26 protein-coding genes are annotated in these 22,973 nt (G+C 65.2%); 13 read left to right on the forward strand and 13 right to left on the reverse strand.

From position 1 onward, the window contains the following. Positions 1–10: 10 nt before the first annotated feature. Genes RX329_RS00850 through RX329_RS00860 form a run of 3 tightly spaced genes read left to right on the forward strand, consistent with a single transcriptional unit; the run spans position 11 to position 3,606 of the window. The gene (locus RX329_RS00850) at positions 11–1,528 is read left to right on the forward strand and encodes a type II and III secretion system protein family protein (protein WP_026233853.1); all 1,518 of its coding nucleotides are present in this window, start codon (positions 11–13) and stop codon (positions 1,526–1,528) included. A 57-nt stretch (positions 1,529–1,585) separates the two neighbouring features. Beyond that, entirely contained in the window at positions 1,586–2,320 is a 735-nt protein-coding gene (locus RX329_RS00855) for a CpaD family pilus assembly protein (RefSeq protein ID WP_018459617.1), read from the forward strand. Then, on the forward strand, positions 2,317–3,606 hold the full coding sequence (locus RX329_RS00860) for a CpaE family protein (protein WP_317245487.1): 1,290 nt from the start codon (positions 2,317–2,319) through the stop codon (positions 3,604–3,606). Before RX329_RS00855 ends, RX329_RS00860 begins: the two co-directional genes overlap by 4 nt. A gap of 69 nt (positions 3,607–3,675) precedes the next feature. On the opposite strand, the gene RX329_RS00865 is transcribed toward RX329_RS00860, so the two are convergent. Together RX329_RS00865 and RX329_RS00870 are read right to left on the reverse strand one after the other, a co-directional pair. Continuing rightward, positions 3,676–4,461: a tetratricopeptide repeat protein gene (locus RX329_RS00865; RefSeq protein ID WP_018459619.1), complete on the reverse strand. Its 786-nt coding sequence runs from the start codon at positions 4,459–4,461 to the stop codon at positions 3,676–3,678. A gap of 80 nt (positions 4,462–4,541) precedes the next feature. Then, entirely contained in the window at positions 4,542–4,787 is a 246-nt protein-coding gene (locus tag RX329_RS00870; RefSeq protein ID WP_007598461.1) for a PilZ domain-containing protein, read from the reverse strand. 228 nt (positions 4,788–5,015) lie between these two features. Between RX329_RS00870 and RX329_RS00875 the strand changes: the two genes are divergently transcribed. From RX329_RS00875 to RX329_RS00895, 5 genes are all read left to right on the forward strand, one after another. Beyond that, on the forward strand, positions 5,016–6,554 hold the full coding sequence (locus tag RX329_RS00875; RefSeq protein WP_085359551.1) for a YifB family Mg chelatase-like AAA ATPase: 1,539 nt from the start codon (positions 5,016–5,018) through the stop codon (positions 6,552–6,554). A 55-nt stretch (positions 6,555–6,609) separates the two neighbouring features. Beyond that, positions 6,610–6,951, forward strand: coding sequence for a hypothetical protein (locus RX329_RS00880; protein WP_018459621.1), 342 nt, complete (start codon positions 6,610–6,612; stop codon positions 6,949–6,951). Positions 6,952–7,070: 119 nt separating this feature from the next. Beyond that, positions 7,071–7,538: a hypothetical protein gene (locus RX329_RS00885; RefSeq protein ID WP_085349256.1), complete on the forward strand. Its 468-nt coding sequence runs from the start codon at positions 7,071–7,073 to the stop codon at positions 7,536–7,538. Positions 7,539–7,678: 140 nt separating this feature from the next. Beyond that, positions 7,679–9,904 (forward strand): PAS domain-containing hybrid sensor histidine kinase/response regulator, encoded by a 2,226-nt coding sequence (locus RX329_RS00890; protein ID WP_162496343.1) that lies wholly within the window; start codon positions 7,679–7,681, stop codon positions 9,902–9,904. Between the two features lie 101 nt (positions 9,905–10,005). After that, the gene (locus RX329_RS00895) at positions 10,006–10,635 is read left to right on the forward strand and encodes a histidine phosphatase family protein (RefSeq protein ID WP_085359555.1); all 630 of its coding nucleotides are present in this window, start codon (positions 10,006–10,008) and stop codon (positions 10,633–10,635) included. Positions 10,636–10,719: 84 nt separating this feature from the next. Here the strand turns inward: RX329_RS00895 and RX329_RS00900 are convergent, their stop codons facing one another. The 8 genes from RX329_RS00900 to hisB form a co-directional block, all read right to left on the reverse strand. Continuing rightward, positions 10,720–10,959, reverse strand: a complete 240-nt coding sequence (locus RX329_RS00900; RefSeq protein WP_085359557.1) for a hypothetical protein — start codon at positions 10,957–10,959, stop codon at positions 10,720–10,722. Between the two features lie 106 nt (positions 10,960–11,065). Continuing rightward, positions 11,066–12,022 (reverse strand): type I pantothenate kinase, encoded by a 957-nt coding sequence (gene coaA / locus RX329_RS00905; protein ID WP_007598451.1) that lies wholly within the window; start codon positions 12,020–12,022, stop codon positions 11,066–11,068. Positions 12,023–12,042: 20 nt separating this feature from the next. Further along, on the reverse strand, positions 12,043–12,369 hold the full coding sequence (locus RX329_RS00910) for a phosphoribosyl-ATP diphosphatase (protein WP_007598445.1): 327 nt from the start codon (positions 12,367–12,369) through the stop codon (positions 12,043–12,045). A 101-nt stretch (positions 12,370–12,470) separates the two neighbouring features. Further along, a complete protein-coding gene (gene hisF, locus RX329_RS00915) occupies positions 12,471–13,247 on the reverse strand; it encodes an imidazole glycerol phosphate synthase subunit HisF (RefSeq protein ID WP_085359559.1) in 777 nt (258 codons plus the stop codon). A 10-nt stretch (positions 13,248–13,257) separates the two neighbouring features. Then, complete coding sequence (hisA, locus tag RX329_RS00920) at positions 13,258–14,004, reverse strand: 1-(5-phosphoribosyl)-5-[(5-phosphoribosylamino)methylideneamino]imidazole-4-carboxamide isomerase (protein ID WP_085384739.1); 747 nt, start codon at positions 14,002–14,004, stop codon at positions 13,258–13,260. Then, positions 13,992–14,642, reverse strand: a complete 651-nt coding sequence (hisH, locus tag RX329_RS00925; RefSeq protein WP_085384738.1) for an imidazole glycerol phosphate synthase subunit HisH — start codon at positions 14,640–14,642, stop codon at positions 13,992–13,994. The genes hisA and hisH overlap by 13 nt, the downstream gene beginning before the upstream one ends. After that, entirely contained in the window at positions 14,639–15,169 is a 531-nt protein-coding gene (locus RX329_RS00930) for a DUF2628 domain-containing protein (RefSeq protein WP_018459629.1), read from the reverse strand. Before RX329_RS00930 ends, hisH begins: the two co-directional genes overlap by 4 nt. Positions 15,170–15,235: 66 nt before the next feature. Then, a complete protein-coding gene (gene hisB / locus RX329_RS00935; RefSeq protein ID WP_007604059.1) occupies positions 15,236–15,829 on the reverse strand; it encodes an imidazoleglycerol-phosphate dehydratase HisB in 594 nt (197 codons plus the stop codon). 189 nt (positions 15,830–16,018) lie between these two features. On the opposite strand from hisB, the gene hslV reads away from it, so the two are divergent. From hslV to RX329_RS00960, 5 genes are read left to right on the forward strand one after another with little or no spacing between them, the layout of a single operon-like run. Further along, positions 16,019–16,579: an ATP-dependent protease subunit HslV gene (hslV, locus tag RX329_RS00940; protein ID WP_018459630.1), complete on the forward strand. Its 561-nt coding sequence runs from the start codon at positions 16,019–16,021 to the stop codon at positions 16,577–16,579. A 3-nt stretch (positions 16,580–16,582) separates the two neighbouring features. Further along, positions 16,583–17,068 carry a GNAT family N-acetyltransferase gene (locus tag RX329_RS00945; protein WP_085359563.1) on the forward strand — a complete coding sequence of 162 codons (486 nt, stop codon included), beginning with the start codon at positions 16,583–16,585 and terminating at the stop codon, positions 17,066–17,068. After that, a complete protein-coding gene (locus RX329_RS00950; RefSeq protein ID WP_085359565.1) occupies positions 17,065–17,682 on the forward strand; it encodes a DUF2585 domain-containing protein in 618 nt (205 codons plus the stop codon). The genes RX329_RS00945 and RX329_RS00950 overlap by 4 nt, the downstream gene beginning before the upstream one ends. Before the next feature lie 53 nt (positions 17,683–17,735). Then, positions 17,736–19,040 carry an ATP-dependent protease ATPase subunit HslU gene (hslU, locus tag RX329_RS00955; protein WP_085359567.1) on the forward strand — a complete coding sequence of 435 codons (1,305 nt, stop codon included), beginning with the start codon at positions 17,736–17,738 and terminating at the stop codon, positions 19,038–19,040. Positions 19,041–19,068: 28 nt separating this feature from the next. Next, positions 19,069–20,193: a hypothetical protein gene (locus tag RX329_RS00960; RefSeq protein WP_085359569.1), complete on the forward strand. Its 1,125-nt coding sequence runs from the start codon at positions 19,069–19,071 to the stop codon at positions 20,191–20,193. On the opposite strand, the gene RX329_RS00965 is transcribed toward RX329_RS00960, so the two are convergent. From RX329_RS00965 to RX329_RS00975, 3 genes are read right to left on the reverse strand one after another with little or no spacing between them, the layout of a single operon-like run. Continuing rightward, entirely contained in the window at positions 20,190–20,780 is a 591-nt protein-coding gene (locus RX329_RS00965; protein ID WP_085359571.1) for a Smr/MutS family protein, read from the reverse strand. The genes RX329_RS00960 and RX329_RS00965 overlap by 4 nt on opposite strands. After that, positions 20,777–22,300, reverse strand: coding sequence for a murein transglycosylase A (locus tag RX329_RS00970; protein WP_018459636.1), 1,524 nt, complete (start codon positions 22,298–22,300; stop codon positions 20,777–20,779). The genes RX329_RS00965 and RX329_RS00970 overlap by 4 nt, the downstream gene beginning before the upstream one ends. Beyond that, positions 22,278–22,973, reverse strand: a complete 696-nt coding sequence (locus RX329_RS00975) for a Tim44/TimA family putative adaptor protein (RefSeq protein WP_085349245.1) — start codon at positions 22,971–22,973, stop codon at positions 22,278–22,280. Before RX329_RS00975 ends, RX329_RS00970 begins: the two co-directional genes overlap by 23 nt.

The raw sequence follows: 22,973 nt of genomic DNA on the forward strand, positions 1-22,973 counted from the left end.
TGGGGACATGATGAACTACGGGGATGATCGGACGGGCATGCGCATTCGGGGGAATCGCGCGCGCTCGTTCTGGACGGGGACGATGCTGACCCTGGGGCTCCTCGCAGCCCCCGATGTCGTCAGCGCCGCAGATGCGCCGGTCGGCGACCAGGCGCCGATGCAGGCAGCCGATCTCGATGTTTCGCCGGTCGGGACGATCGCGCCGGCGAAGACGCGCTTCCTGTCGCTCGGCGTCGGCAAGTCCGCCGTCATCGACCTGCCGCGCGACGTCAAGGACGTGCTGGTCGCCGATCCCAAGATCGCCAATGCCGTGATCCGCTCGGCCCAACGCGCCTATATCATCGGCGGACAGGTCGGCCAGACCAACGTCGTGTTCTTCGCCGCCGACGGCCAGCAGGTCGCCGCCTACGATATCGCGGTGAAGCGCGATCTCAACGGCATGCGCACGGCGCTGCGCCAGTCGCTGCCGGGCGTGCAGATCGAAGGCGTCGGCGACAGCGTGATGCTGACAGGCTCGGTGTCGAGCCCGGTCGAGGCCCAGCAGGCCGGCGACGTCGCCGCGAAACTGGTCGGCGGCTCCGACAAGGTGGTCAATAACATCATCGTGCGCGGCCGCGACCAGGTGATGCTCAAGGTCGTCGTCGGCGAAGTGCGCCGCGATATCGTCAAGCAGTTGGGCGTCGATCTCAGCGCCAGTCTGAACGCCGGCACCGCGGTGGTGAACTTCAACAATTCCAACCCGTTCTCGGTCAGCGGCGGACCGATCGTCAGCAACAACGGATTAGGTGTCGCCGGTCTCACCAAAGGCTTCGCGACCGTCAGCGCCACGATGCGCGCGATGGAAAGTGCCGGTGTCATGCGCACGCTCGCCGAGCCGAGCCTGACCGCGATCTCCGGCGAATCCGCCACCTTCATCGCCGGCGGCGAATTCCCCATTCCCTCGGGCTATGCCTGCGATCCCGTCACCCACGTTTGCACCACCCAGATCACCTACAAGAAGTTCGGCATCTCCCTGAACTTCACCCCGGTCGTGCTGAGCGAGGGACGGATCAGCCTGCGGGTGATGACCGAGGTGTCCGAGCTGTCGAACCAAAGCGCCATCACGGTGACCCAGGCGCTGTCGTCGAGCTCGACCAACTCGATCACCATCCCCTCGATCCAGACCCGCCGCGCCGAAACGACGCTGGAAATTCCCTCGGGCGGTTCGATGGCCATGGCCGGCCTGATCCAGCAGCAGACCAAACAGGCGATCAACGGCCTGCCCGGCGTCGACCAGGTACCGATCATCGGCGCGCTGTTCCGCAGCCAGGACTTCGTCAACAACGAGACCGAGCTGATGGTGATCGTGACGCCTTATGTGGTGCGCGCGGTGGCTCAGAAGGAACTGTCCCGGCCCGACGACGGCTTCGCCCCGGCGTCTGACGCCCAGACGGCGCTGCTCGGTCGCATGAACCGCCTCTATGGCGTCGCGCGCCGCGTCGATCCGATCGCGGGCACGCCCGGCGATTTCGGCTTCATCATCGACTGACGACGAACGGACAGCCTGAGGAACGGGGCAAGAGACGGGGCACGAGGGGATGAAGCGATGACGAAGACCATGGCCGATCGACGTCGCGGGTTGAGCGTCGCGCTGGCACTGACGGGGCTCTCCGTCATGCTGGGCGCCTGCAACACCACCGGCGAGATCGTCACCCAGACGGTGCCGACCGACTATCGCCAGCGTCACCCGATCGCGGTCGAGGAAGCCAAGAAGTCGATCGTGATCTTCGTCGGCAAGGCTCGCGGCGGCCTCTCGGCCGCGCAGCACGCGGACGTCGCCGGCATTGCCCGGGACTGGGTGCGCGAAGGCACCGGCTCGGTTGTGGTCGACGTCCCGGTCAACGCGGCGAATTCGCGCGCGGCGGCGGCGACCTATCACGAGATCCGTTCCGTGCTCGCATCCGTCGGCGTGCCCTCGCGTGCCATCGTCCAGCATCCCTATCGGCCCGAGGATCCCGGACTGCTGCCCACCATCCGCCTGAGCTATTCCCGGATCGCCGCGGTCGCCGGCCCCTGCGGGCTGTGGCCGGAAGATATCGGCCCCTCCATCCTCGACCCCGGCTACAACGAGAACCGGCCCTATTTCAATCTGGGCTGCGCCAGCCAGCGCAACCTCGCGGCCATGATCGACAATCCGGCCGACCTGGAGCAGCCGCGGTCCGAGACGCCGGTCTATAACGCACGGCGTGACATGGCCTTCGAGCGCTATCGCAAGGGCACGCCGATCGCGAGCAGCAATCCAGACGCCGACAAGGCCAAACTCAGCGATACAGGCAGATGACACGCGTCCACGACGAAGAAGCGGACGATCCGCAGCACCCCGAGGAACACATTGCGCCGGTTCCTCGCATCTCCGTGCAAGCCTTTTGCGAGACCGAGCAGACGCTCGCCGCGGTGACCGCGGCCGGGCAGGATCGCCGTCTCGCCAAGGCGCATCTCACGGCCAAGGACGGTGGCCTCGCGGCGGCAATCGAAGTCTATGAAACGATGCCGACGCCGAACGTCATCGTGATCGAATCCGACGGCACCCGCGACATCCTCGAGGGCCTCGACGACCTCGCCGGCGTCTGCGATCCCGGCACCCGTGTGGTCGTGATCGGCAATCCCAACGACACCGCGCCCTATCGCGAGTTGGTCCGCCGCGGCGTCAACGACTATGTGGTGGGACCGGTCGAAACGCTCGACGTCGTCCGCTCGATCTGCAGCCTGTTCTCGGCGTCCGAAACCATCATCACCGGCCGCGTCATCGCGGTGGTCGGGGCCAAGGGCGGTGTCGGTGCCTCCACCGTCGCGCACAATGTGGCCTGGACCATCGCCCGCGACCTCGCGCTCGATTCCGTCGTGATCGATCTCGACCTCGCCTTCGGCACCACGGGTCTCGACTACAACCAGGACCCGGTGCAAGGCATCGCCAATGCGGTGCTGTCGCAGGATCGGCCGGACACGGCCCTGATAGAGCGTCTGCTCTCCAAATGCACCGAGCGTCTCAGCCTGCTTGCTGCGCCCGCCACCCTTGACCGCGTCTACGATTTCGGCGCGGAGGCCTTTGACGCGGTGTTCGACACGCTGCGCATGACCACGCCCTGCATCGTGCTCGATGTTCCCCATCAATGGTCGGGCTGGACCCGTCGCGCGCTGGTCAACGCGGACGACATCGTCATCGTGGCCGAGCCCGATCTTGCGAACCTGCGCAACACCAAGAACATGCTGAACGTCTTGAAGGCGGCGCGGCCGAACGACCGGCCGCCGCTCTACTGCATCAACCAGGTCGGCATGCCCAAGCGGGCGGAGATCGAGGTCAAGGCCTTCGCCAAGACCATGGAGAGCCAGCCGATCGCGGTGATCCCGTTCGATTCGAAGCTGTTCTCGACCGCGGCCAACAACGGCCAGATGATCGCGGAGGTCTCCAAGAGCCACCGCACCACCGAGCTGTTCCAGAACATGGCGAACCGCCTCGCCGGGCGGGGCGAAGTGAAGAAGCCGAAGCGCTCGCTGCTCGGGCCGCTGCTGAAGAAGCTGAAGGGCAGGTCGGGTCGCGGGTCAGCCCCGCATCGCAAGGCATCCTGAGCAAGGCGTTCTGAGCAAGGCGTTCGGACCAAGGCTTCCTGACACGGCATCCTGACGCGCGCGAGCGAGTTACTTCTCCGCCCGCTGCTGCTTCTTCACCAGCAACTGCCGCAGCGCCGTGACCTTGGCCGCCGCCTGATCCGGCGGCAGGTCCGCCTTCACGATGGCTTCGGCCTCGGCCTGCTTTCCTTCGAGTCCCAGCACGAGCGCGAGATTGGCGCGCACGCGGAAATCGGCGGGATTGCGCTCGTGCGCCCGGCGCATCGTTTCCTCAGCCCGCGGCAGATTGTTCTGCAGCATGTAGGACAGTCCGAGATTGGACAGCACCGACGGCTCGTCCGGCACGATCTTCAGCGCGGCGGCGTAATATTGCTGCGCCTCCTCGTTGCGACCGAGCTGATCGAGCGCGGCGCCTTGCGCCGACAGGATATGCCAGTCGGGATCCTCGGGCGAATGCGCGCGGCCGAGGACGTCGAACGCCTGCTGGAAACTGCCGCTGTCGGCGAGCGCACGGCCGTAGCCGGCGAGCAGCGCCTTGTTGCTGGAATGGGCGAGCACGGCCTGCTCCAGCACCGCGAGCGCCTGCGCGCGCTGGCCGGTCTGGCGCAACGCCTTGCCGTATTCGAGCGCGACGTTGGGATCGCCAGGCTTGGCGCGATAGCGCTCGCGCAGCGCATCCATGTCCGGCTTCACGTCCGGCTTGGCCTCGGCCCTGCCAGCCGTGTCCGACTTTCCGCCGAGCGCGCCGGTGATGTCCTCGATGCCGGTTGTCTGACAGCCGCCGAGGGCCAGGATCAGAAGCGCGGAAAACAGATATCTCGCCGGAAGAGAGGCGACGGACAAACGCTTGGACATACTCTGATCACTCGGCGACTGATCAGAGATGCTTACCGATTAACGCTAAAGTCCCGTTAAGGCGGGGCGCTTCCGAAAGCTCAGTCGGTGAATTCAGCGCCGAACTCGCAGCCGATGCGCCAGCGCAGCCGGCACTGCCGGGAATAGTCGGGCGCGAAGATGATGGTGAATTGCGGCGGCACTTCCAGAAATTCCGCCACGACTTTCACGCCGCCATCCGAAATATCCGTGATCGTGCAGTCCCGCGGCAGCGAACCCGCGCCAAAATGAATCTTGGCGAGCCGCGTGCACATCCGTCGTTCGCTTCTCCGGCGATTTGCAAGCATTTGAATTGTTCACCCGTTAGACCACGGCCCATCCCGCACCCCTAGGAGTAGCGGACATTCGTTGGAATGTGCTGAGCAGAGCAGCTTGCATTCGAGGCGTAGTGTCTTCGTCGTGTTTACGATTGGTTAGGACCTTCCGGCGCCCCTCGACCCGTTCCTGTATTGTTCTTGCAAGAATTGGCCCGCTCTGCTACCCCTAATTGTGCAAAAGGGCAGGCTGGTTCGGGCATGGTTCAGCGGGTTTCTACCGTCGCCTTTGAGGGGATCGAGGCCCGCGCGGTCGACGTGCAGGTGCAGGTCGCGCCCGGTCTGCCGGCCTTCGCGATCGTCGGTCTCCCGGACAAGGCGGTGTCGGAGGCGCGCGAGCGGGTCCGCTCGGCGCTGATCGCCTCGGGGCTGGCGCTGCCGGCGCGGCGGATCACCGTCAATCTCGCGCCCGCCGATTTGCCCAAGGAGGGCAGCCATTATGACCTGCCGATCGCGCTCGGCCTGATGGGGGCGATCGGCGCGATCCCTCCGGATGCGCTGTCCGGCTTCACCGTTCTGGGCGAGCTTGGCCTCGACGGATCGATCGCGCCGGTGGCCGGTGTTCTTCCCGCCGCGATCGGCGCCAATGTGCGCGAGGAGGGGCTGATCTGTCCGGCGGCTTGCGGCTCGGAAGCGGCATGGGCGAGCCCGGACATCCAGATCATCGCCGCAAGTTCGCTGATCCAGATAGCCAACCATTTCAAGGGAACGCAGGTGCTGTCGCGGCCTGTGCCGAAGGTGCATGAAGCAGCAAGCTCGCCGCTCGACCTGCGCGACATCAAGGGCCAGGAGAGCGCCAAGCGGGCGCTGGAGATCGCGGCCGCCGGCGGCCATCACCTGCTGATGATCGGCGCGCCCGGCGCCGGCAAATCGATGCTGGCGGCACGCCTGCCCTCGATCCTGCCGCCGCTGTCACCGGGCGAGTTGCTCGAGGTCTCGATGATCGCCTCTGTTGCCGGCGAGATCGAGGGCGGCGCACTGACGGCGCGGCGGCCGTTTCGCTCGCCGCATCATTCCGCCAGCATGGCTGCGCTCACCGGCGGCGGCATGCGCGCCCGGCCCGGCGAGATCTCGCTCGCGCATCAGGGCGTGCTGTTCCTCGACGAGCTCCCCGAATTCGATCCGCGCGTGCTGGATTCGCTGCGCCAGCCGCTGGAGAACGGCGAGGTCTCGGTGTCCCGCGCCAATCACCGCGTCACCTATCCCGCACGCTTCATGCTGGTCGCGGCGATGAATCCCTGCCGCTGCGGCAATGCGTTCGAGCCCGGCTATGCCTGCAAGCGCGGCCGCATCGATCGCTGCACGGGCGACTACCAGGCCCGCATCTCGGGGCCGCTGATGGACCGCATCGATTTGCGCATCGAGGTTCCCGCGGTGACCGCGGCCGATTTGATCCTGCCGCCGCCCGCAGAGGGCTCGGCCGAAGTCGCCGCGCGCGTGGCGGCGGCGCGGGATATCCAGCTCGCCCGCTACGCGGACGCCGGCCTGCCGAAGGTTCGCACCAATGCCGAAGCGCCGGCCTCGGTGCTGGAGGAGATTGCCAAACCGGATGCGCAAGGCCAGAAGCTGCTGCGCGACGCCGCCGAGACCATGCGGCTGTCGGCGCGCGGCTATCACCGCGTGTTGCGGGTGGCGCGCACGCTGGCCGATCTCGATCATGCGGACAGGATCGGCCGGCTGCATCTCGCCGAGGCCTTGTCCTACCGCGCACTCGCGGAGGATGTGCGCCAGATCGCCTGACCGATACGCCCGCGGCATCTTCCTGACGAACAGCACGTTCCCCGAGAGTGAAGCTATGACCGACGCCAATGCCTGCACCATCAGATTTGTTCGTGCGTCCCAATACGCTGATTGGCTGAGGTCATACGAGCTGTGGGTCAACGGGACCAGCGTTGGGAAGCTTGCGCGCAACGGCGTGTTGGAGATCACGCTGCCGGCCGGCGCCTGCACGATCGAGGCGACCATTGATTGGGGCAGGAGCCAGCCGCTCGTCGTTCGCACCACTCCCGGCCAAACCGTCGAGATCGAGGTCAGGAACAGGTGGGGTGCCTGGGCGGCGCTGTGGGCGATCAGCTTCGGCAAGAACAGCTATTTGGTTCTCACTGAAGTCGAGCGAAAAACGAACAGAAGCGCCTAACCGACTGAGATCCTCATCCCCGGATACCGGCATCAACCCGGCGGTAACGAGTTTCCTTTACGCTCTGCAAACCATAAGGCCCATCAGTTCCCCGTACCGGGCCCGGCGAGTAGCGCGTCATGTTGCGTTTCAAGATCCTGGCGTCGGTTGTTCCCCTGTTGGCGGCCGCGGTGTTTGCCCGAAGCGAGATCGGATCGGTCTCGCATCCCTGCATCGCCCTCGGCGACACCTCGGTCGAGCTGACGTCGCTGTTCTGGACCGCCGGCGTGCATGTCGCCTTCACCGATGATCCCGCGCGCGCCACGGTGCGGGTTCAGATCACCGAGGATGCGGACGCGGCCGACTTCGCCGTCGTCGACGACGGCCTCGGCTCGGAATCGGAGTCCTGCCAGGCCAACCCCTCGACTCGCCTGATCTCGATTGCCGCGCAGCCCGTCGACGGCGGTCAGGTGATCTATCTCTCCACCGAGGGGCCGGCGGATTACCGTGTCTATGTGCGCTCGAAAACCTTCTCGCAGCGCGAGGCGGCGGCGCTGATCGTCGGCGCCCGCGGCGGCCACCGCCGTCTCCAGGCCGCCTCGCTTTGAGCCGCGTCGCTTTGCGCCGTTAACGCCTCGTCAACCCTGTTTGGAGGCGGTCGCAGGGCCTCAAACTGTTCGCAAGGTCGGCGGCACATCGTCGTTTACAGCGAGCGTAGCGTTTTATGAAAACAGTCGGGTCGGTGGCGATGGGTCGGACGTTCCGGATCAAGGTGCGCATGCGCCGCTTCAGGCGACAGCACCCCCGAATCGCCTTTGCGATCCGCTCCTTCATGATCTTCTCGGCGACCTTCGGCGGCGCCTATGGGTTTGTCTCCGGCAGCCGGTCCGAGACGTCCGGCTACGATCCCAATGCGTTTGCGATCGGCGTCAGCTTCCTGTTCGCGCTCGCCTGCCTCGGCCTCGCCACGCTCAGCATGCGCCTGCGCTTCGTCAACAAGCGGATGCGGGCGCTGGCTGCCCACAACGAAACGCTGATCGACCGCAATTGGGAGTTGAAGGAAGCGGAAGAACGCGCCCGCAGCCTGTTCGAACAGCAGGGCGATCTGATCGTGCTGCGCGACACAAGCGGCTGCATCACCTTCGCCAACGACGCCTATTGCGCGCTTGCCGGACAGGCGCGCGGCGCGCTGGTCGGCACGCGCTTTGATTTCGCCGTGCTGGAGCAGGGCGACAGCGCTCGCGAGAGCAACGGCACGCGGATTCACGACCAGAAGATCGCAACCCCGCTCGGCGCGCGCTGGATCGCCTGGCGCGAAGGCTATGTCCGCCTCGACGCCGGCCAGCCCGCCGAATTGCAGAGCGTCGGACGCGACGTCACCGACCGCACCGAGACCGAGCGCGCGCTGTCCGACGCCCGCGATCAGGCCGACGCCGCCAACCGGGCCAAATCGCGCTTCCTGGCGATGGCGTCGCACGAGATCCGCACGCCGCTGAACGGCATCATCGGTATGGGCGGGCTGCTGCTCGACACCACGCTGACGCCTGAGCAGTCGACCTACGCCAAGGCCGTGAAGACCTCCGGCGAAGCGCTGGTGGCGCTGATCGAGGAGTTGCTCGACTATTCCAAGATCGAAGCCGGCAAGCTCGATCTCGAGCAGCGTCCCTTTTCGCTCTCGGCCCTGATCGAGGACATCACCGAGTTGCTCGCGCCGCGCGCGCAGGCGAAGCAGCTCGAGATCGCCGCCTATGTCGACGAGCGGCTGCCGCTCGAAGTGGTCGGCGACGCCGCGCGGCTGCGCCAGGTGCTGCTCAACCTCGCCGGCAACGCCATCAAGTTCACTGCGAGCGGCGGCGTCGCGCTGATCGTCGAGCCCGGCATCTGGCCGAACGAGATCAGTTTTCTGGTGCGCGACACCGGCATCGGCATCGCAGCCGACGCGCAACAGCGCATCTTCCGCGAATTCGAGCAGGCCGACGAACGCGTCGCCCGCACCTATGGCGGCACCGGCCTCGGTCTCGCCATCAGCGAGCGCATCGTCAAGCGCATGGGCGGCCGCATCACGCTCACGAGCGAGCCGGGCAAGGGTTCGACCTTCGAGGTCGCGATTCCGCTCGCGCCAGCGCACGCTGGCGCAGAACAGACGGCGTTCCCCGTCCCCGATCTCACCGGCAAGTCGATCCTGCTGATCGCCGACGGCATCGAGGCCTCCTTGATCGCGCGCCGGCTGGAGCGCTGGGGCGGCCAGACCTGCATGGTGACGGACGTCGCGGTGGCGGAAGCGCTGCTGCCGGAACGCTCATGGCATTCGGTCCTGATCGATCGCGCGCTCGGCGCTGCCACCGCCGACCGCCTCGGCGAAGCCGCACGCAGTCATGCGACGCAACGCCTCGTGCTGCTGACGTCCGGCTCGCGCCACGAGAAACTTTCGCCGGCCTTCACGGGCTTCCTGGTGAAGCCGCTGCGCGCGGCCTCGCTCGCCGCACGCCTCACGCTACCCCCGGAGGTCGCCTCGCCCGATCTCGCGCCGGAGCCCTCGGCCCCATCCACCGCCGCGGTACCGGCGAAAGGCCTGTCGGTTCTCGTCGCCGAGGACAACGAGATCAACGCGCTGTTGATGCGCTCGCTGCTGACGAAACTCGGCCACCGCGTCGTCATCGCGATCAATGGCGAGGCCGCGCTGGAATCCTGGCTCGGCGCGGCATCGGCCGGCACGCCCTATGATCTCGTGCTGATGGACATCCAGATGCCGCAGCTTGACGGCATCGGAACGACAAAACGAATCCGTGCGCATGAGGCAGCTAGAGGCGGCCATCACACGCCGATCCTCGCGCTCACCGCCAATACGCTGGTGGAAGATCGCTACGCCTGCTTTGAAGCGGGCATGAACGGGTTTCTGATCAAGCCGCTCGATCGCGAGAAGCTGGAAGAGGCGCTGGCCGGACTGGCGGCGGCGCGGCAGCTCGCGGTTTGATTCGGATTTCATAGGAACCTGATCTCGGCCGGTAATCGACAATTGAAATCGACCGCGTCGCACGTCACCATCCTCTGGGGCATTTAAACAGAGGATTTCGCATGAACGTGCTTTGCCGCCTCGCTTTCGTGATCCTTCTCTGTGGTTCCACTCAAGCCGCCGCGGCCGATAGCTCGCAACTGATCGCCTCGCTCAAGCAAGGCGGCTACGTGCTGGTGTTTCGCCACACCGCTACCGACGACAGCCAAAAGGATGTCTACCCTTTCAAATTCGACGACATGAGCGCCCAGCGTCAGCTCAGTGAAAAGGGCCGGGACATGGCGCGCCAGATCGGGACGGCCATCAAGGAACTCGCGATCCCGATCGGCGACGTCTACACCAGCAAGCTGAACCGCGCGATCGAGGCCGGCAGGCTGATCTCCGGCCGCGAGATCAAGCCGGTCGACGCATTGACGGACAGCAGTAACGCGAGTGCGTCGGGCATGGCAAATCCGACCGGTGCAAATGCAAAGGCGGGCCAGGCCGTGCGGCAGCTCGTCGATGCGCCGCCCAAGGCCGGCACAAACACCTTCCTGGTCACCCACAAGACCAACATCGCCGATGCCTTCGGCAAGGAGGCCGGGGACGTGCAGGAAGGTGAAGCCTTCGTCTACAAGGCCGGCGGCTCGGGTCCCGCAACCTTTGCAGGACGCATCAAGCCTGCGGATTGGATCGCGAAGGCAGGCAAGTGAGCCACCTGCCGGCGACGCACGTCAGCTTGGGTGCGGAGCAGGCCGGGCGCCCGGCATCACTGCGCGCTCCGACGGGATGAACCGTTATGCGGCATAAGCCATAAACCGCGGCGCAGACAGCTTGTCATGCGGCGCCTGGCCTCCCCTGAACATGGTGTCTACCTGGGCGGCGCGCTTGCAATGCGGACACACGAAGAGATGCGCGATGATCGGGGTCGGCTCGTCCGCGAGCAGTTCGGAGCGGAACCACTTCATCTCGATATGGCACTCCGGGCAGGTCGGTGCTTCCAGCTGCTCGGCGGCGCTTCTGAGACGATCAACCATGGGACCCGTTTGCGTTTCCGAAAGCCATAACCAAATACCCCTCGCCGGTCTGCAACAAAAGATACTCAGCCCGAAATTTGACAAAGGGCGCCGTCCATCAAGGCTGCTACAGCCGCCTGAGCGCCACGCTCGCCACCGTGTGATCGGCGCCCTTCTTCAGGATCAGGGTCGCGCGGGGACGGGTTGGCAGAATGTTGTCCTCGAGATTTGCGAGGTTGGTGCGTTCCCAGATCGCGATCGCGGTGGCGGTGGCTTCCTCGTCCGACAACAGCGCGTAGCGATTGAAGTAGGATTTTGGATTGGTGAACGCGGTGTCGCGCAGCGACAGGAAGCGCCTGATGTACCACTGCCGCAGCGCCGCCTCGTCCGCGTCGATATAGACCGAGAAATCGAAGAAGTCGGACACCACGGGCACGGCCTTGCCGTCACGCGGCAGCTTGCCGGTCTGCAGCACGTTGACGCCCTCGACGATCAGGATGTCGGGCTGGTCGATCTCGGCCCACTGGTTCGGCACGATGTCGTAGGTCAAATGCGAATAGACCGGCGCGCGCACATGGCGGCGGCCGGCCTTGATGTCGGAGAGGAAGCTGAGCAGCAGCGGCAGGTCGTAGCTCTCCGGAAAGCCCTTCTTCTGCATGATGCCCTGCCGCTCCAGCACGGCGTTGGGATACAGAAATCCGTCGGTGGTGATCAGCTCGACCTTGGGACGCGGCGACCAGCGCGCCAGCAGCGCCTGAAGCACGCGGGCCGTGGTGGATTTTCCAACCGCGACCGAACCGGCGACGCCGATGATGTAGGGCATCTTGCGGTCGCGGATGTTGAGGAACTGGCGCTCCGCGTAATAAAGCCGTTGCATCGCATCGACGTAGATCGACAGCAGGCGCGACAGCGGCAGGTAGATGTCTTCGACCTCCTGCAAATCGAGGCGGTCGTGCAGCGAGCGTAGCCGGTCGAACTCACCCGGCTCCAGCGTCATCGGCGTGTCGTCGCGCAGTCGCGACCACTCCTCGCGCGTATAGACGCGGTACGGATTATACTGCTGCTCGGGTGCGCGGATATCCATGACGCGACTCTCCACCTCGGCTAGCTGCCGCCCTTACGCGACGCCTTTTCTTCCAACCCTGACATATTGGTCCGCTTGTCCAATGCGGCCTCGACCTCTTCCAGCTTTACGCCGCGGGCCTTGAGCAGCACAAGGAAATGATAGAGCAGGTCGGCGCCCTCGGCGATCAGATGCGCGCGATCGTTTTCGACTGCTGCGATTACGGTTTCGACTGCCTCCTCACCGAACTTCTTGGCGCAATGTTCGGCGCCCTTGTCGAGGAGCTTGCGGGTATAGGACGCCTCGCCACCCGCTGCCGCGCGGGCGTCGATGGTCTCGGCCAGATCGTGGATCGTGAAACGCGGCATACAAATACTCGGAAAACGCGCCTTGGCCGATGATTGGCCGGTTATCTGACGGGATAAGCCGGTTCCCGCCGATGATTTAGCATTTTTAGGAACGGGAGTCCTCAGGCATCGAGGCGCATGGGCAGCCCGCGCCGGGACATGTGCTCCTTGGCTTCGCGGATGGTGAATTCCCCGAAATGGAAGATCGAGGCGGCCAGCACGGCGGTGGCGTGGCCGTCGCGAATACCGTCGACGAGGTGGTCGAGATTGCCGACGCCGCCCGAGGCGATCACAGGAACGGGAATGCTGTCGGCGATCGCCCGGGTCAGCGGGATGTCAAAACCCTGCCGCGTGCCGTCGCGGTCCATCGAGGTGAGCAGGATTTCACCGGCACCGAGCGAGACCACTTCCTGGGCATATTCGATGGCGTCGATGCCGGTCGAATTGCGGCCGCCATGGGTGAAGATCTCCCAGCGCTCTCCGCCACCGGCGCGCTTGACCCGCTTGGCGTCGATCGCGACCACCACGCATTGCCCGCCGAATTTCTCGGCGGCTTCCTTGACGAACTCACGCCGTGACACCGCGGCGCTGTTGATCGAGACCTTGTCGGCGCCCGCGCGCAGCAGGGTCTTGATGTCGTTCACCTCGCGCACGCCGCCGCCGACGGTGAGGGGCATGAAGCAGGCTTCCGCAGTGCGCCGGACCACGTCCAGCATGATGCCGCGATTCTCATGGGTCGCGGTGATGTCGAGGAAGGTGAGCTCGTCGGCGCCGGCGGCGTCATAGGCGATCGCCGCTTCGACGGGGTCACCGGCATCGCGCAAATCGACGAAGTTGACGCCCTTGACGACCCGGCCGTCCTTGACGTCGAGGCAGGGGATCACGCGCACCTTGAACATCGGAGGTCTCCTAGGCAGCGCCTGCGTTGCGGATCAGGGCGAGGGCGGAAGCGGGATCGAGTCGGCCGTCATAGAGCGCGCGGCCGGCGATCGCGCCGGCGAGCTTTTTCGCGCGCGGCGTCAGCATCGCCTTGACGTCCTCGATCGAGGCGAGGCCGCCGGAGGCGATCACGGGAATCGAGATCGCATCCGCCAGCGCAATGGTCGCATCGAGATTCAAGCCTTTGAGCAGGCCGTCGCGCGCGATGTCGGTGAAGATGATGGCGGCAACGCCGGCATCCTCGAAACGCCGTGCGATCTCCAGCACCGTCACCTGCGAGGTCTCGGCCCAGCCTTCGACCGCGACCTTGCCGTCACGTGCATCGAGCCCGACCGCGACGCGGCCGGGGAATTTCCTGGCGGCAGCCTTCACCAATTCGGGGTCGCGCACCGCGGCGGTGCCGATGATGACGCGGGTGATGCCCTTTTCGAGCCAGGCTTCGACAGTCGCGAGATCGCGAATGCCGCCACCGAGCTGCACCGGAATCGTGATCGTCTTCAGCATCGCTTTGACGGCCTGCGCGTTCACAGGCTTCCCGGCAAACGCGCCGTCGAGGTCGACGACGTGGAGATACTCAAAGCCTTGCGCGACGAAGCTCGCCGCCTGCGCAGCGGGATTGAGGTTGAACACGGTCGCGCGCGCCATGTCGCCCTGCTCGAGGCGCACGCATTGGCCGTTCTTGAGGTCGATCGCGGGAAAGAGAATCACGGTTTCCATCGCAAAAAATTCGAGATCAGGGCGAGGCCGAAGCGCTGGCTCTTCTCGGGGTGAAACTGCGTCCCGATCGCCGTGTCCTTGCCGACGATCGCGGTGACAGGCCCGCCGTAATCGGCACGCGCGAGCACGTCCGCCTCGTTGGTGGCGTTGAGGTGGTAGGAGTGCACGAAATAAGCGTGCTGGCCCTTGGGGCCGAGCGGCAGCCTGTCCAGCACCGGATGCTCGCGCAGCACATCGAGCGTATTCCACCCCATGTGCGGGATCTTCAGCCTCTCGTCGTTCGGCGTGATCTTCTCGACGTCGCCGCCGATCCAGTTCAGCCCTTGCGTGGTCACATGCTCCTTGCCGCGAGTGGCGAACAGCTGCATGCCGACGCAGATGCCGAACATCGGCCGCGCCTTGACGCGCACCGCTTCGGTGATCGCCTCGACCATGCCGTTGACGGCGTCGAGCCCGCGCCGGCAATCAGCGAAAGCACCGACGCCCGGCAGTACCAGACGGTCGGCGCCGTAGGCCTGGTCCGGATCGCTGGTGACGAACACCTTTTGCGGGTTGTCCATGCCGCGCGCGGCGCGCTCGAACGCCTTGGCAGCCGAATGCAGATTGCCTGAACCGTAATCGATGATCGCGACGCTCATCTTGACCCTCCCGGTTCTGGAAACAAACCAATGATGCCACCCGCCGGCATTGGCGGCGGGTTGGAGAATTGCTGACCCGGCACGTTGCGGGTCGGCGGCGGGCCGCCGCGATCGACGGCCCATTGATCGTTGACGATGCCGCGCTGCTTCTGGCTCCAGCGCTCGAAGAAGCGGCGCTCGGCGGTGTCCTCGTCGTCGGAAATCACCACGTCGAGCTGTCGCCATTTACCGCGCGAGAGCGTCCAGCGGCGCAGGCTGGAGGCCTCGAATCCCATCAGCAGCGCGACGATGATGTCGGCGAAAAAGATCGACGAACGGCCGACACCGAGGCTGGACAGCCCGACGTTGAAGGCGGCAACGAAGATCACCCAGCCGATCAGCGCCAGCCACAGCCGATTCCACAGCAGCCAGAGCGGTCCGAAGATCATCGCCCAGAAATGGAAGCCGTCGCGCACGAAGACGAACTTGTCGGTCGCGCGCAGATCGGATCCTGCGGGGGAGGGAGCATGAACTGTGTAGACGGACATGGCGATGCCCCGTTCCCTAGGAATTCAGTGATACCGCAAACGGCGCGGGCCGCGGGCCGAAAGATGTCAGCCGCCGAGCGAGCCCTTGGTGGACGGGATTTCGCCCACCGCCTTCGGATCGATCGCGACGGCGGTGCGCAGCGCCCGTGCCAGACCCTTGAAGCAGGACTCGGCGATATGGTGGCTGTTATCGCCATATAGGGTCTCGACGTGAAGAGTCACGCCGGCGTTCATGGCGAAGGCCTGGAACCACTCGCGCACCAGCTCGGTGTCGAACTCGCCGATCTTGTCGCGGGGAAAGTCGACCTTGAACACCAGGACCGGGCGGCCCGAGATGTCGATGACCACGCGTGACAGCGTCTCGTCCATGGGCATGTGCACGCCGGCATAGCGGGTGATGCCCGCCATGTTGCCGAGCGCCTGCTTGACGGCCTGGCCGAGCGCGATGCCGGTGTCTTCGGTGGTATGGTGATGATCGATGTGCAAATCGCCGACCGCCTTGACCGTGAGGTCAATGCGGGAATGGCGGGCGAGGAGATCGAGCATATGGTCGAAAAAGCCGATGCCGGTCGCGATATTGGACACGCCGGAGCCATCGAGGTTCACGGTGACCTCGATGTCGGTTTCCTTGGTCTTGCGCTTGATCGTCGCGGTGCGCATCAAAACACGCTTCCATCCTAGTTCGGGCCGAAAACGCCGGTCTTTTAACAGCCAAATGACGCCTTCGCTACTGCGGCAACGGCTGGCCGGGCCTCTACTTCTGCCTATGGTGAGCGAATTGGGCCCGGAGCGGCCCGTTGTGCCCCCGCTCCCGACCGCCTAAATCAGCCCGGTCAACGAGGATCATTCATGCAGGACTCCCCAAACAGCTCGCCGGGCTGGCACGGCACCACGATTTTGACGGTCCGCAAGGGCGGCAAGGTGGTGGTCGGCGGCGACGGCCAGGTCTCGATCGGCCAGACCGTGATCAAGCACAACGCCAGGAAGGTCCGGAAACTCGGCAAGGGCGACGTCATCGGCGGCTTTGCCGGCGCCACCGCCGACGCCTTCACGCTGTTCGAGCGTTTGGAAGCCAAACTCGAGCAATATCCGGGGCAATTGACCCGGGCCGCCGTCGAGCTCGCCAAGGACTGGCGCACCGACCGTTATTTGCGGCGGCTGGAGGCCATGATGATCGTCGCCGACAAGGACGTCTCCCTGGTGCTGACAGGCACCGGCGACGTGCTGGAGCCCGAAGCCGGCGTCATGGCGATCGGCTCCGGCGGGAATTACGCGCTGGCGGCCGCCCGTGCCCTACTCGACACCGACAAGGACGCCGAGACCATCGTCCGCCGCTCCCTCGACATCGCCGCCGATATCTGCGTCTACACCAACCGCAATGTGACCATCGAAGCGCTGTCGGCCGGGTAGGCCATGGCCCTCGCCTACACCTTCCGCCCGATGACCGCGGCCGTTCTGCCGCTGATTCGGCGATGGCTGGGCGAAGCGCATGTGCGGGAATGGTGGGGCGATCCGGACGAGCAGTTCGCGCTCGTGAGCGGCGATCTCGGCGAGCCGGCAATGGACCAGTTCATCGTGTTGGCCGACGGTAAGCCGTTCGGCTATCTTCAATGCTACCGCCTGACCGCCTGGAATACGGGTCTTGGGCCGCAACCGGAGGCCACCCGTGGCATCGATCAGTTCATCGGCGAAAGCGACATGATCGCGCGCGGGCACGGTTCGGCATTCATCCGGCAATTCGCCGACGCGCAGTTGCGGCAGGGCCTGCCGCGCATCGTCACTGATCCTGATCCGCTCAACGCGCGCGCCGTGCGCGCCTATGAGAAGGCCGGCTTTGTCCGGGAACGCATGGTCGAGACGCCCGACGGGCCCGCACTCCTGATGGTGCGCGAGCCATGACGCTGGCAACCACGCATGAGAGCAGGGCCGCGTTTCCGCCGCTCGCCTGGGTCGGCATCGCGCTGCTGCTGCTGGCGATGCAGGCCTCGATCCTGCTTGCGATGGGCCGGGTGCCGATCTGCACCTGCGGCTATGTCAAGCTGTGGCATGGCGTGGTGAACAGCTCGGAGAATTCGCAGCACATCGCCGACTGGTACACCTTCTCGCACATCCTGCACGGCTTCCTGCTTTACGGGCTGACCTGGCTGCTGTTCGCGCGGCTGCCGTTCGTGTCTCTGTCCTGGCCCGCCCGCCTGATCATCGCCATTCTGATCGAAGGTGCCTGGGAGATCGTCGAGAACTCGCCCTTCATCATCGAACGCTACCGCGCCGGCACGATCTCGCTGGATTATTTCGGCGACAGCATCGTCAATTCGATCTCTGACAATTTGTCCATGATGCTGGGCTTCCTCGTAGCGCGCCTGCTGCCTGTATCAGTGACCATCCTGCTTGGGCTCGCCTTCGAAATCATGCTGGCGCTGCATATTCGCGACAATCTGACGCTCAATATCCTGATGCTGATCCATCCGATCGAGGCCGTGAAACTATGGCAATCGGGTCCGCCGATCATCTGACGGCCAAAAAAAGCGGCTTGTCCCGCCCCGCATCTGATCCTAGCTAAGGTCCCATGACAGACTTCTCCCCCCGCGAAATCGTTTCCGAACTCGACCGTTTCATCGTCGGCCAGGCCGATGCCAAGCGCGCCGTCTCGATCGCGCTGCGCAACCGCTGGCGGCGGCAGCAGCTCGAAGGCTCCTTGCGCGAAGAGGTGCTGCCGAAGAACATCCTGATGATCGGCCCGACCGGGGTCGGCAAGACCGAGATCGCGCGGCGGCTCGCCAAGCTTGCCAACGCGCCGTTCCTGAAGGTCGAGGCGACGAAATTCACCGAGGTCGGCTATGTCGGCCGCGACGTCGAGCAGATCGTGCGCGATCTCGTCGAGGTCGCGATTTCCCAGGTCCGCGAGCGCAAGCGCAAAGACGTGCAGGCACGTGCGCAGCTCGCCGCTGAGGAGCGCGTACTTGATGCCCTGGTCGGCGCCAATTCCAGCGCCGCGACGCGGGACTCCTTCCGCAAGAAGCTGCGCGCGGGCGAGCTCAACGACAAGGAAATCGAGATCGAGACGCAAGGCGGCGGCAGCGGCTTTCCGATGTTCGAGATCCCGGGCATGCCTGGCGCGCAGATGGGCGCGGTGTCGATCGGCGATATCTTCGGCAAGCTCGGCGGCCGCAGCAAGACGCGGCGGCTGACGGTGGAGAGCTCGCACGAGATCCTCATCAACGAGGAATCCGACAAGCTGCTCGACAGCGATCAGTTGACGATGGAGGCGATCAGCGCGGTCGAGAACAACGGCATCGTATTCCTGGACGAGATCGACAAGATCTGCGCCCGCGAAGGCCGCGCCGGCGGCGACGTCTCGCGCGAGGGCGTGCAGCGCGACCTGCTGCCGCTGATCGAGGGCACCACCGTCTCGACCAAGCACGGCGCGGTGAAGACCGACCACATCCTGTTCATTGCCTCAGGCGCCTTCCACGTCGCCAAACCGTCCGATTTGTTGCCGGAACTGCAGGGCCGCCTGCCGATCCGCGTCGAGCTGCAGGCGCTGACCCGCGACGACATGCGCCGCATCCTGACCGAGCCCGAGGCCTCGTTGATCAAGCAATATGTCGCTTTGATGCAGACCGAAGGCGTCACGCTCGACATCACCGACAACGCCATCGACGCGCTTGCGGACGTCGCGGTGGCCGTGAATTCCACCGTCGAGAACATCGGCGCGCGGCGGCTGCAGACCGTGATGGAGCGGGTGCTGGACGAGATCTCCTTCACCGCCCCAGATCGCAGCGGCGAGACCATCAGGGTCGACGCCGATTTCGTGCAGAAGCACGTCGGGGACCTCGCCAAGAACGCGGATTTGAGCCGGTTCATTTTGTAATTCCGGACGGTCGCGCTATGGATGCGGCGTGACCGCACGCTTCCTGCAAAACCCCTGGCGCCTGCTGCTCGCGATCAACGCGGCAATCATCGTTGGCGTCTTGGTTCACAAGATCCAGCTGCCGCCTTACGTCCCCTACATCCACCTCCTCGTCGATTACCATTTTGGCTTCATCAAGCGCGCGCTGATCGGGACGATCGTCGCGCTGTTCACCGACAAGGTGCCGCTATGGCTGGTGTTCGCGCTCGGCGGCGCGACATGGCTGGTGACGCTCGGGCTGTACGCAAGACTCTTCCAGACAACGTTCGGCTTCACCGCGAAGACATTGCCGACGTTCGTCTTCATCGCGGGCTCGCCGTTCTTCCTCAAGAACTTCATGCACACGCTCGGCCATTTCGACATCTATGGCTGCGCGCTGGCGATCGTCCTGCTGCTGGTGCCGGCCGGCTCGCTGCTATTCGTGGCGCTGGCTGCGCTGTTCTCGATCGTTCTCGTCCTGATCCACCACATCCATCTCTTGATGTATGTGCCGACCATCATCACCATCGTCGTGATCAGGCACTATCTAGCGCATGGCTGCGATCGCACCAATGTCGCGTTCGGCATCATGGCCCTGCTGGCCGTCTCCGCGCTGTTCTTCGCCGCGCAGTTTTGGGGAACGATGCCGGTCCCGGAGGCGGATTTCGTCGCCTATCTGAAGAGCCGGATGGCCGATCCGTCGCGGACCGACCTGCTGCAGTTTGCCTACATCTGGTATCAGCCGTTGGCGAAGGAGATTTCCGACACCTGGGGCCGCCTGCCGCACAACATCCTCGGCGTGCCCGTGTTCGCGCTGCTGATCTGGCTGCACACACCGCTGTGGCGCTATTTTGCGAATTTGATCGGCGCGCTCGCAAGCGACACGCATCGCCGCCTCGTCATTGCGGCGCTGATCGGCGTCAGCCTCGCCTGTGTCGTGATGTTCGCGATGGTATTCGACTATTCGCGCTGGATCTCGAACTGGGCAGTCTGCATGTTCCTGATCCTGCACGCGGTGAAGATGCTGCCCGCCGCACGCGAGACGCCGCTGATTTCGGCGGAAGATCAGACGACAAATATCTTCGGCCTGATTGTCACATTGATCCCGCGCGTCGGAATCGTGCGGCCGTTCTAATATCTCGCCCGCCTGATCCGCACGTAGAGCGCGCCCTCGCCGCCATGGCCGATACCGGCCTCTTCGAATCCGACGACGAAGGCCCGGAATTCCGGCAGGCTCAGCCATTCCGGCACCTGACGGCGCAGCACGCCGCTTTCGCCGCCGCTTCGGCCCTTGCCGGTGATGACCAGCACGAAGGTCAGGCCGTCATGATGGGCGCGGTGCAGGAAGCCGCTCAGCGCGCGGTGGGCACGCATCTGGGTCATGCCGTGCAGATCGAGCCGCGCCTCGATCTCGCTGCGCCCGCGCGACAGCTTTGTGCGCTCGCGCTTGCCGAGCGGCGCCAGCGGCGGCACCGCCGGCTTCGCTGCGCGCGGTGCCGGGGCAGCGGCAATCGGACGTGGCGACGGCGCAATCCGGGGGGCGGGCGCTGCAGGCGAAGACTCGGTGCGTGGTGCAGCTTGCGCCTTCGCCGCACGATGCTTTCTCAGCGGCTTGACCTGCTTTGCGACCGTATCCCACAGCGCGCGCTCTTCCTCACTCAGCACGCGACGGCGCGGCGAGGGACGAGGCTCCAGCACGGGCGGACGGGACGATCGCTTCATTGTTGCCGATGGGAGCGATTTTTCACCGGCCGCCGCGGCTCCTGAACTGGCTCGATCACGGGACGCGGCACCGGCAGCGGGACTGGACCGGCGACAGCGACCGTCTCGCTCTTGCTTTGCAGCTCGGCAGGCGGCTTGTCCTTCGCAGGCTCCGTTTGCGGAAACAGCTTTGCGATCTTCTCCGAGGGCCGCGGGTCCGGCACCGGGAGCCGCGCGCCGCGCGTTGTGGGATCGAGGCTCTTCGGCACCAGCATCACGAAATGCATGGCATGGCGCAGCCGTCCGGAGACCCGGCCGGCATCCTGACCCGCGCCGAAATAGAGATCGGCGCGCGCCGGACCGATGATGGCCGAGCCCGTGTCCTGCGCGATCATCAAGCGATGGAACGGCGTCTTCGCGCGTTCGGAATCGATCGGCAGCTCGCCTTCGATGAAAAACGGGGTGCCGTAGACGTGGAGCGATTTGTCGACCGCGATCGAGCGGCCGGCCGTCAACGGAATGCCTTGCGCGCCGACCGCCTCCTCCTTGTCGGATAGATTGACCTCGCGAAAGAAGATGTAGGAGCGGTTCTGGCGGCGCAGCTCCTTGGCACCGTCAGGGGTCTGCGCCATCCACTCCCTGATCTTCTGCATCGACATCTCTTCCTTTGGAATGATGCCGCGCTCGATCAGGATGCGACCGACCGCCGTATAGGGATAGCCGTTATAGGCGTCGTAGTTGAGCCGGACCGTGCCGCCGTCGTCGAACTTGATCCGCGCCGAACCCTGGATCTGGGCGAACAGCAGATCGGTCGGGTCCTTCAGCCAGGCAATCTCGAGTCCGCGGCCGGCGATCTTGCCGTCCTCGATCTCGGCGCGGTCGTAATAAGGCACGAGCTTGCGGCGGCCGATCTTGCGATAGACCGGGCCCTTGTTGGGCAGGCTGACCGAATCCTGCTTGTAACCGCGCACAAAGAGATTCGAGGGGCGGCGATAGACCGGGACGTTGTAGACGTCGGTCTGCGTGCGCGATCCCTCCAGCACCGGTTCGTAATAGCCGGTGACGAAACCATCGGGCTCGCCGAGGCGCGAGATCCGCAGCGGCGCAAAATTCTCCTCGAAGAAGGTTTTGGCCCGAGCGTCGTCGGTAAGCTCGAGCGATTTGGCGACCCGGCAGGGTTCGCCCAGCGAGGCGCCCAAAGCCTTCGGTTCGGGAGCGCCGGTCTGCGCGTTGATCGGACGGCAGCTCGCGCGAAAGGTCTTGTAGGCGGCAAGATGATTGTCGTCGCCCCAGCCCTTCACGTCGGCCCAGGCCAGCGGCAGATATTGGGCGCCGGGAATTTCAAGCGGCAGGGGAAGCTGCGGATATGGCAAGGCGCGCGGCGGCGCGGCAGGCAATTCCGGGAGATGATGGTGATGGCTGCGATAGTGGCGCCGCGCCGCCTCAGCGCCGAGTGAAAACGACGACAGCGCGACGGCACCTGCGCAAAGCGCCGTCGCGCTGGTCTTCAGGAAAACCTTAATTCGCGCTTCCGGTGCCAACCAGCTTCCAGTTCGGATCGCGAGAAGTGATGTCGCGGGCGAAAGTCCAGATGTCGGTGATGTCGGCGACCGTGTCGGCGCTTCCGTCGACGATGTTGCCGGCCTTGTCCCGGGTGGCCGAGATCATCTGCGAGACGAAGCGGATCGTGAGCTGGGCGGTGCGGTCGCGCAGTTCGGCGCCGACGAGCTCGGCCTTGTCGATCGAGACAAAACGCGTCTCGGTCTTCTGCTCGTTCTTCTCGCGCTCCTTGATCGCGGCATCGAAGCTTTCATAGACCTCCGACGACAGCAGGTCGCGCAGCGCGCGGCGGTCGCCATTGGCAAAGGCCAGCACGATCATCTCATAGGCGCCGCGGGCGCCGGAGATGAAATGCCGCGGATCGAAGGTGGAATCCTTTTCGACGATGGCGTCGAGACCCTGGGCGAGCACGGTGCCCGGCTCGGTCAGGCCCTTCCAACGGTCGGAGGGCGGGGTCGGCTCGGCCGCCGGCGCCAAGGGAGCCTGGTCGATGACCTTGCCCGGCATGGTGACGACGTTCTTGTCCTGGGCGCCCTGGAGCGCGTTGCGGTCGAACGGCGGCCGCTCGTTGCCCGTGCGCTGCCCCAGCACGCTGCGCAGCCTCAGAAAGATGAAGACCGCCAGCGCCAGGAAGATGATGGTGTAGATGTCCAC

The sequence above is a fragment of the Bradyrhizobium sp. BWC-3-1 genome (assembly GCF_032917965.1).
GTDB lineage: Bacteria > Pseudomonadota > Alphaproteobacteria > Rhizobiales > Xanthobacteraceae > Bradyrhizobium > Bradyrhizobium canariense_D.

Bases quoted from the DNA above. Each gene is read 5' to 3' on its own strand.
- RX329_RS00850 (WP_026233853.1), top strand. From the start codon at position 11: ATGAACTACGGGGATGATCGGACGGGCATGCGCATTCGGGGGAATCGC.
- RX329_RS00855 (WP_018459617.1), top strand. From the start codon at position 1,586: ATGACGAAGACCATGGCCGATCGACGTCGCGGGTTGAGCGTCGCGCTG.
- RX329_RS00860 (WP_317245487.1), top strand. From the start codon at position 2,317: ATGACACGCGTCCACGACGAAGAAGCGGACGATCCGCAGCACCCCGAG.
- RX329_RS00865 (WP_018459619.1), bottom strand. From the start codon at position 4,461: ATGTCCAAGCGTTTGTCCGTCGCCTCTCTTCCGGCGAGATATCTGTTT.
- RX329_RS00870 (WP_007598461.1), bottom strand. From the start codon at position 4,787: ATGCTTGCAAATCGCCGGAGAAGCGAACGACGGATGTGCACGCGGCTC.
- RX329_RS00875 (WP_085359551.1), top strand. From the start codon at position 5,016: ATGGTTCAGCGGGTTTCTACCGTCGCCTTTGAGGGGATCGAGGCCCGC.
- RX329_RS00880 (WP_018459621.1), top strand. From the start codon at position 6,610: ATGACCGACGCCAATGCCTGCACCATCAGATTTGTTCGTGCGTCCCAA.
- RX329_RS00885 (WP_085349256.1), top strand. From the start codon at position 7,071: ATGTTGCGTTTCAAGATCCTGGCGTCGGTTGTTCCCCTGTTGGCGGCC.
- RX329_RS00890 (WP_162496343.1), top strand. From the start codon at position 7,679: ATGGGTCGGACGTTCCGGATCAAGGTGCGCATGCGCCGCTTCAGGCGA.
- RX329_RS00895 (WP_085359555.1), top strand. From the start codon at position 10,006: ATGAACGTGCTTTGCCGCCTCGCTTTCGTGATCCTTCTCTGTGGTTCC.
- RX329_RS00900 (WP_085359557.1), bottom strand. From the start codon at position 10,959: ATGGTTGATCGTCTCAGAAGCGCCGCCGAGCAGCTGGAAGCACCGACC.
- coaA (WP_007598451.1), bottom strand. From the start codon at position 12,022: ATGGATATCCGCGCACCCGAGCAGCAGTATAATCCGTACCGCGTCTAT.
- RX329_RS00910 (WP_007598445.1), bottom strand. From the start codon at position 12,369: ATGCCGCGTTTCACGATCCACGATCTGGCCGAGACCATCGACGCCCGC.
- hisF (WP_085359559.1), bottom strand. From the start codon at position 13,247: ATGTTCAAGGTGCGCGTGATCCCCTGCCTCGACGTCAAGGACGGCCGG.
- hisA (WP_085384739.1), bottom strand. From the start codon at position 14,004: ATGGAAACCGTGATTCTCTTTCCCGCGATCGACCTCAAGAACGGCCAA.
- hisH (WP_085384738.1), bottom strand. From the start codon at position 14,642: ATGAGCGTCGCGATCATCGATTACGGTTCAGGCAATCTGCATTCGGCT.
- RX329_RS00930 (WP_018459629.1), bottom strand. From the start codon at position 15,169: ATGTCCGTCTACACAGTTCATGCTCCCTCCCCCGCAGGATCCGATCTG.
- hisB (WP_007604059.1), bottom strand. From the start codon at position 15,829: ATGCGCACCGCGACGATCAAGCGCAAGACCAAGGAAACCGACATCGAG.
- hslV (WP_018459630.1), top strand. From the start codon at position 16,019: ATGCAGGACTCCCCAAACAGCTCGCCGGGCTGGCACGGCACCACGATT.
- RX329_RS00945 (WP_085359563.1), top strand. From the start codon at position 16,583: ATGGCCCTCGCCTACACCTTCCGCCCGATGACCGCGGCCGTTCTGCCG.
- RX329_RS00950 (WP_085359565.1), top strand. From the start codon at position 17,065: ATGACGCTGGCAACCACGCATGAGAGCAGGGCCGCGTTTCCGCCGCTC.
- hslU (WP_085359567.1), top strand. From the start codon at position 17,736: ATGACAGACTTCTCCCCCCGCGAAATCGTTTCCGAACTCGACCGTTTC.
- RX329_RS00965 (WP_085359571.1), bottom strand. From the start codon at position 20,780: ATGAAGCGATCGTCCCGTCCGCCCGTGCTGGAGCCTCGTCCCTCGCCG.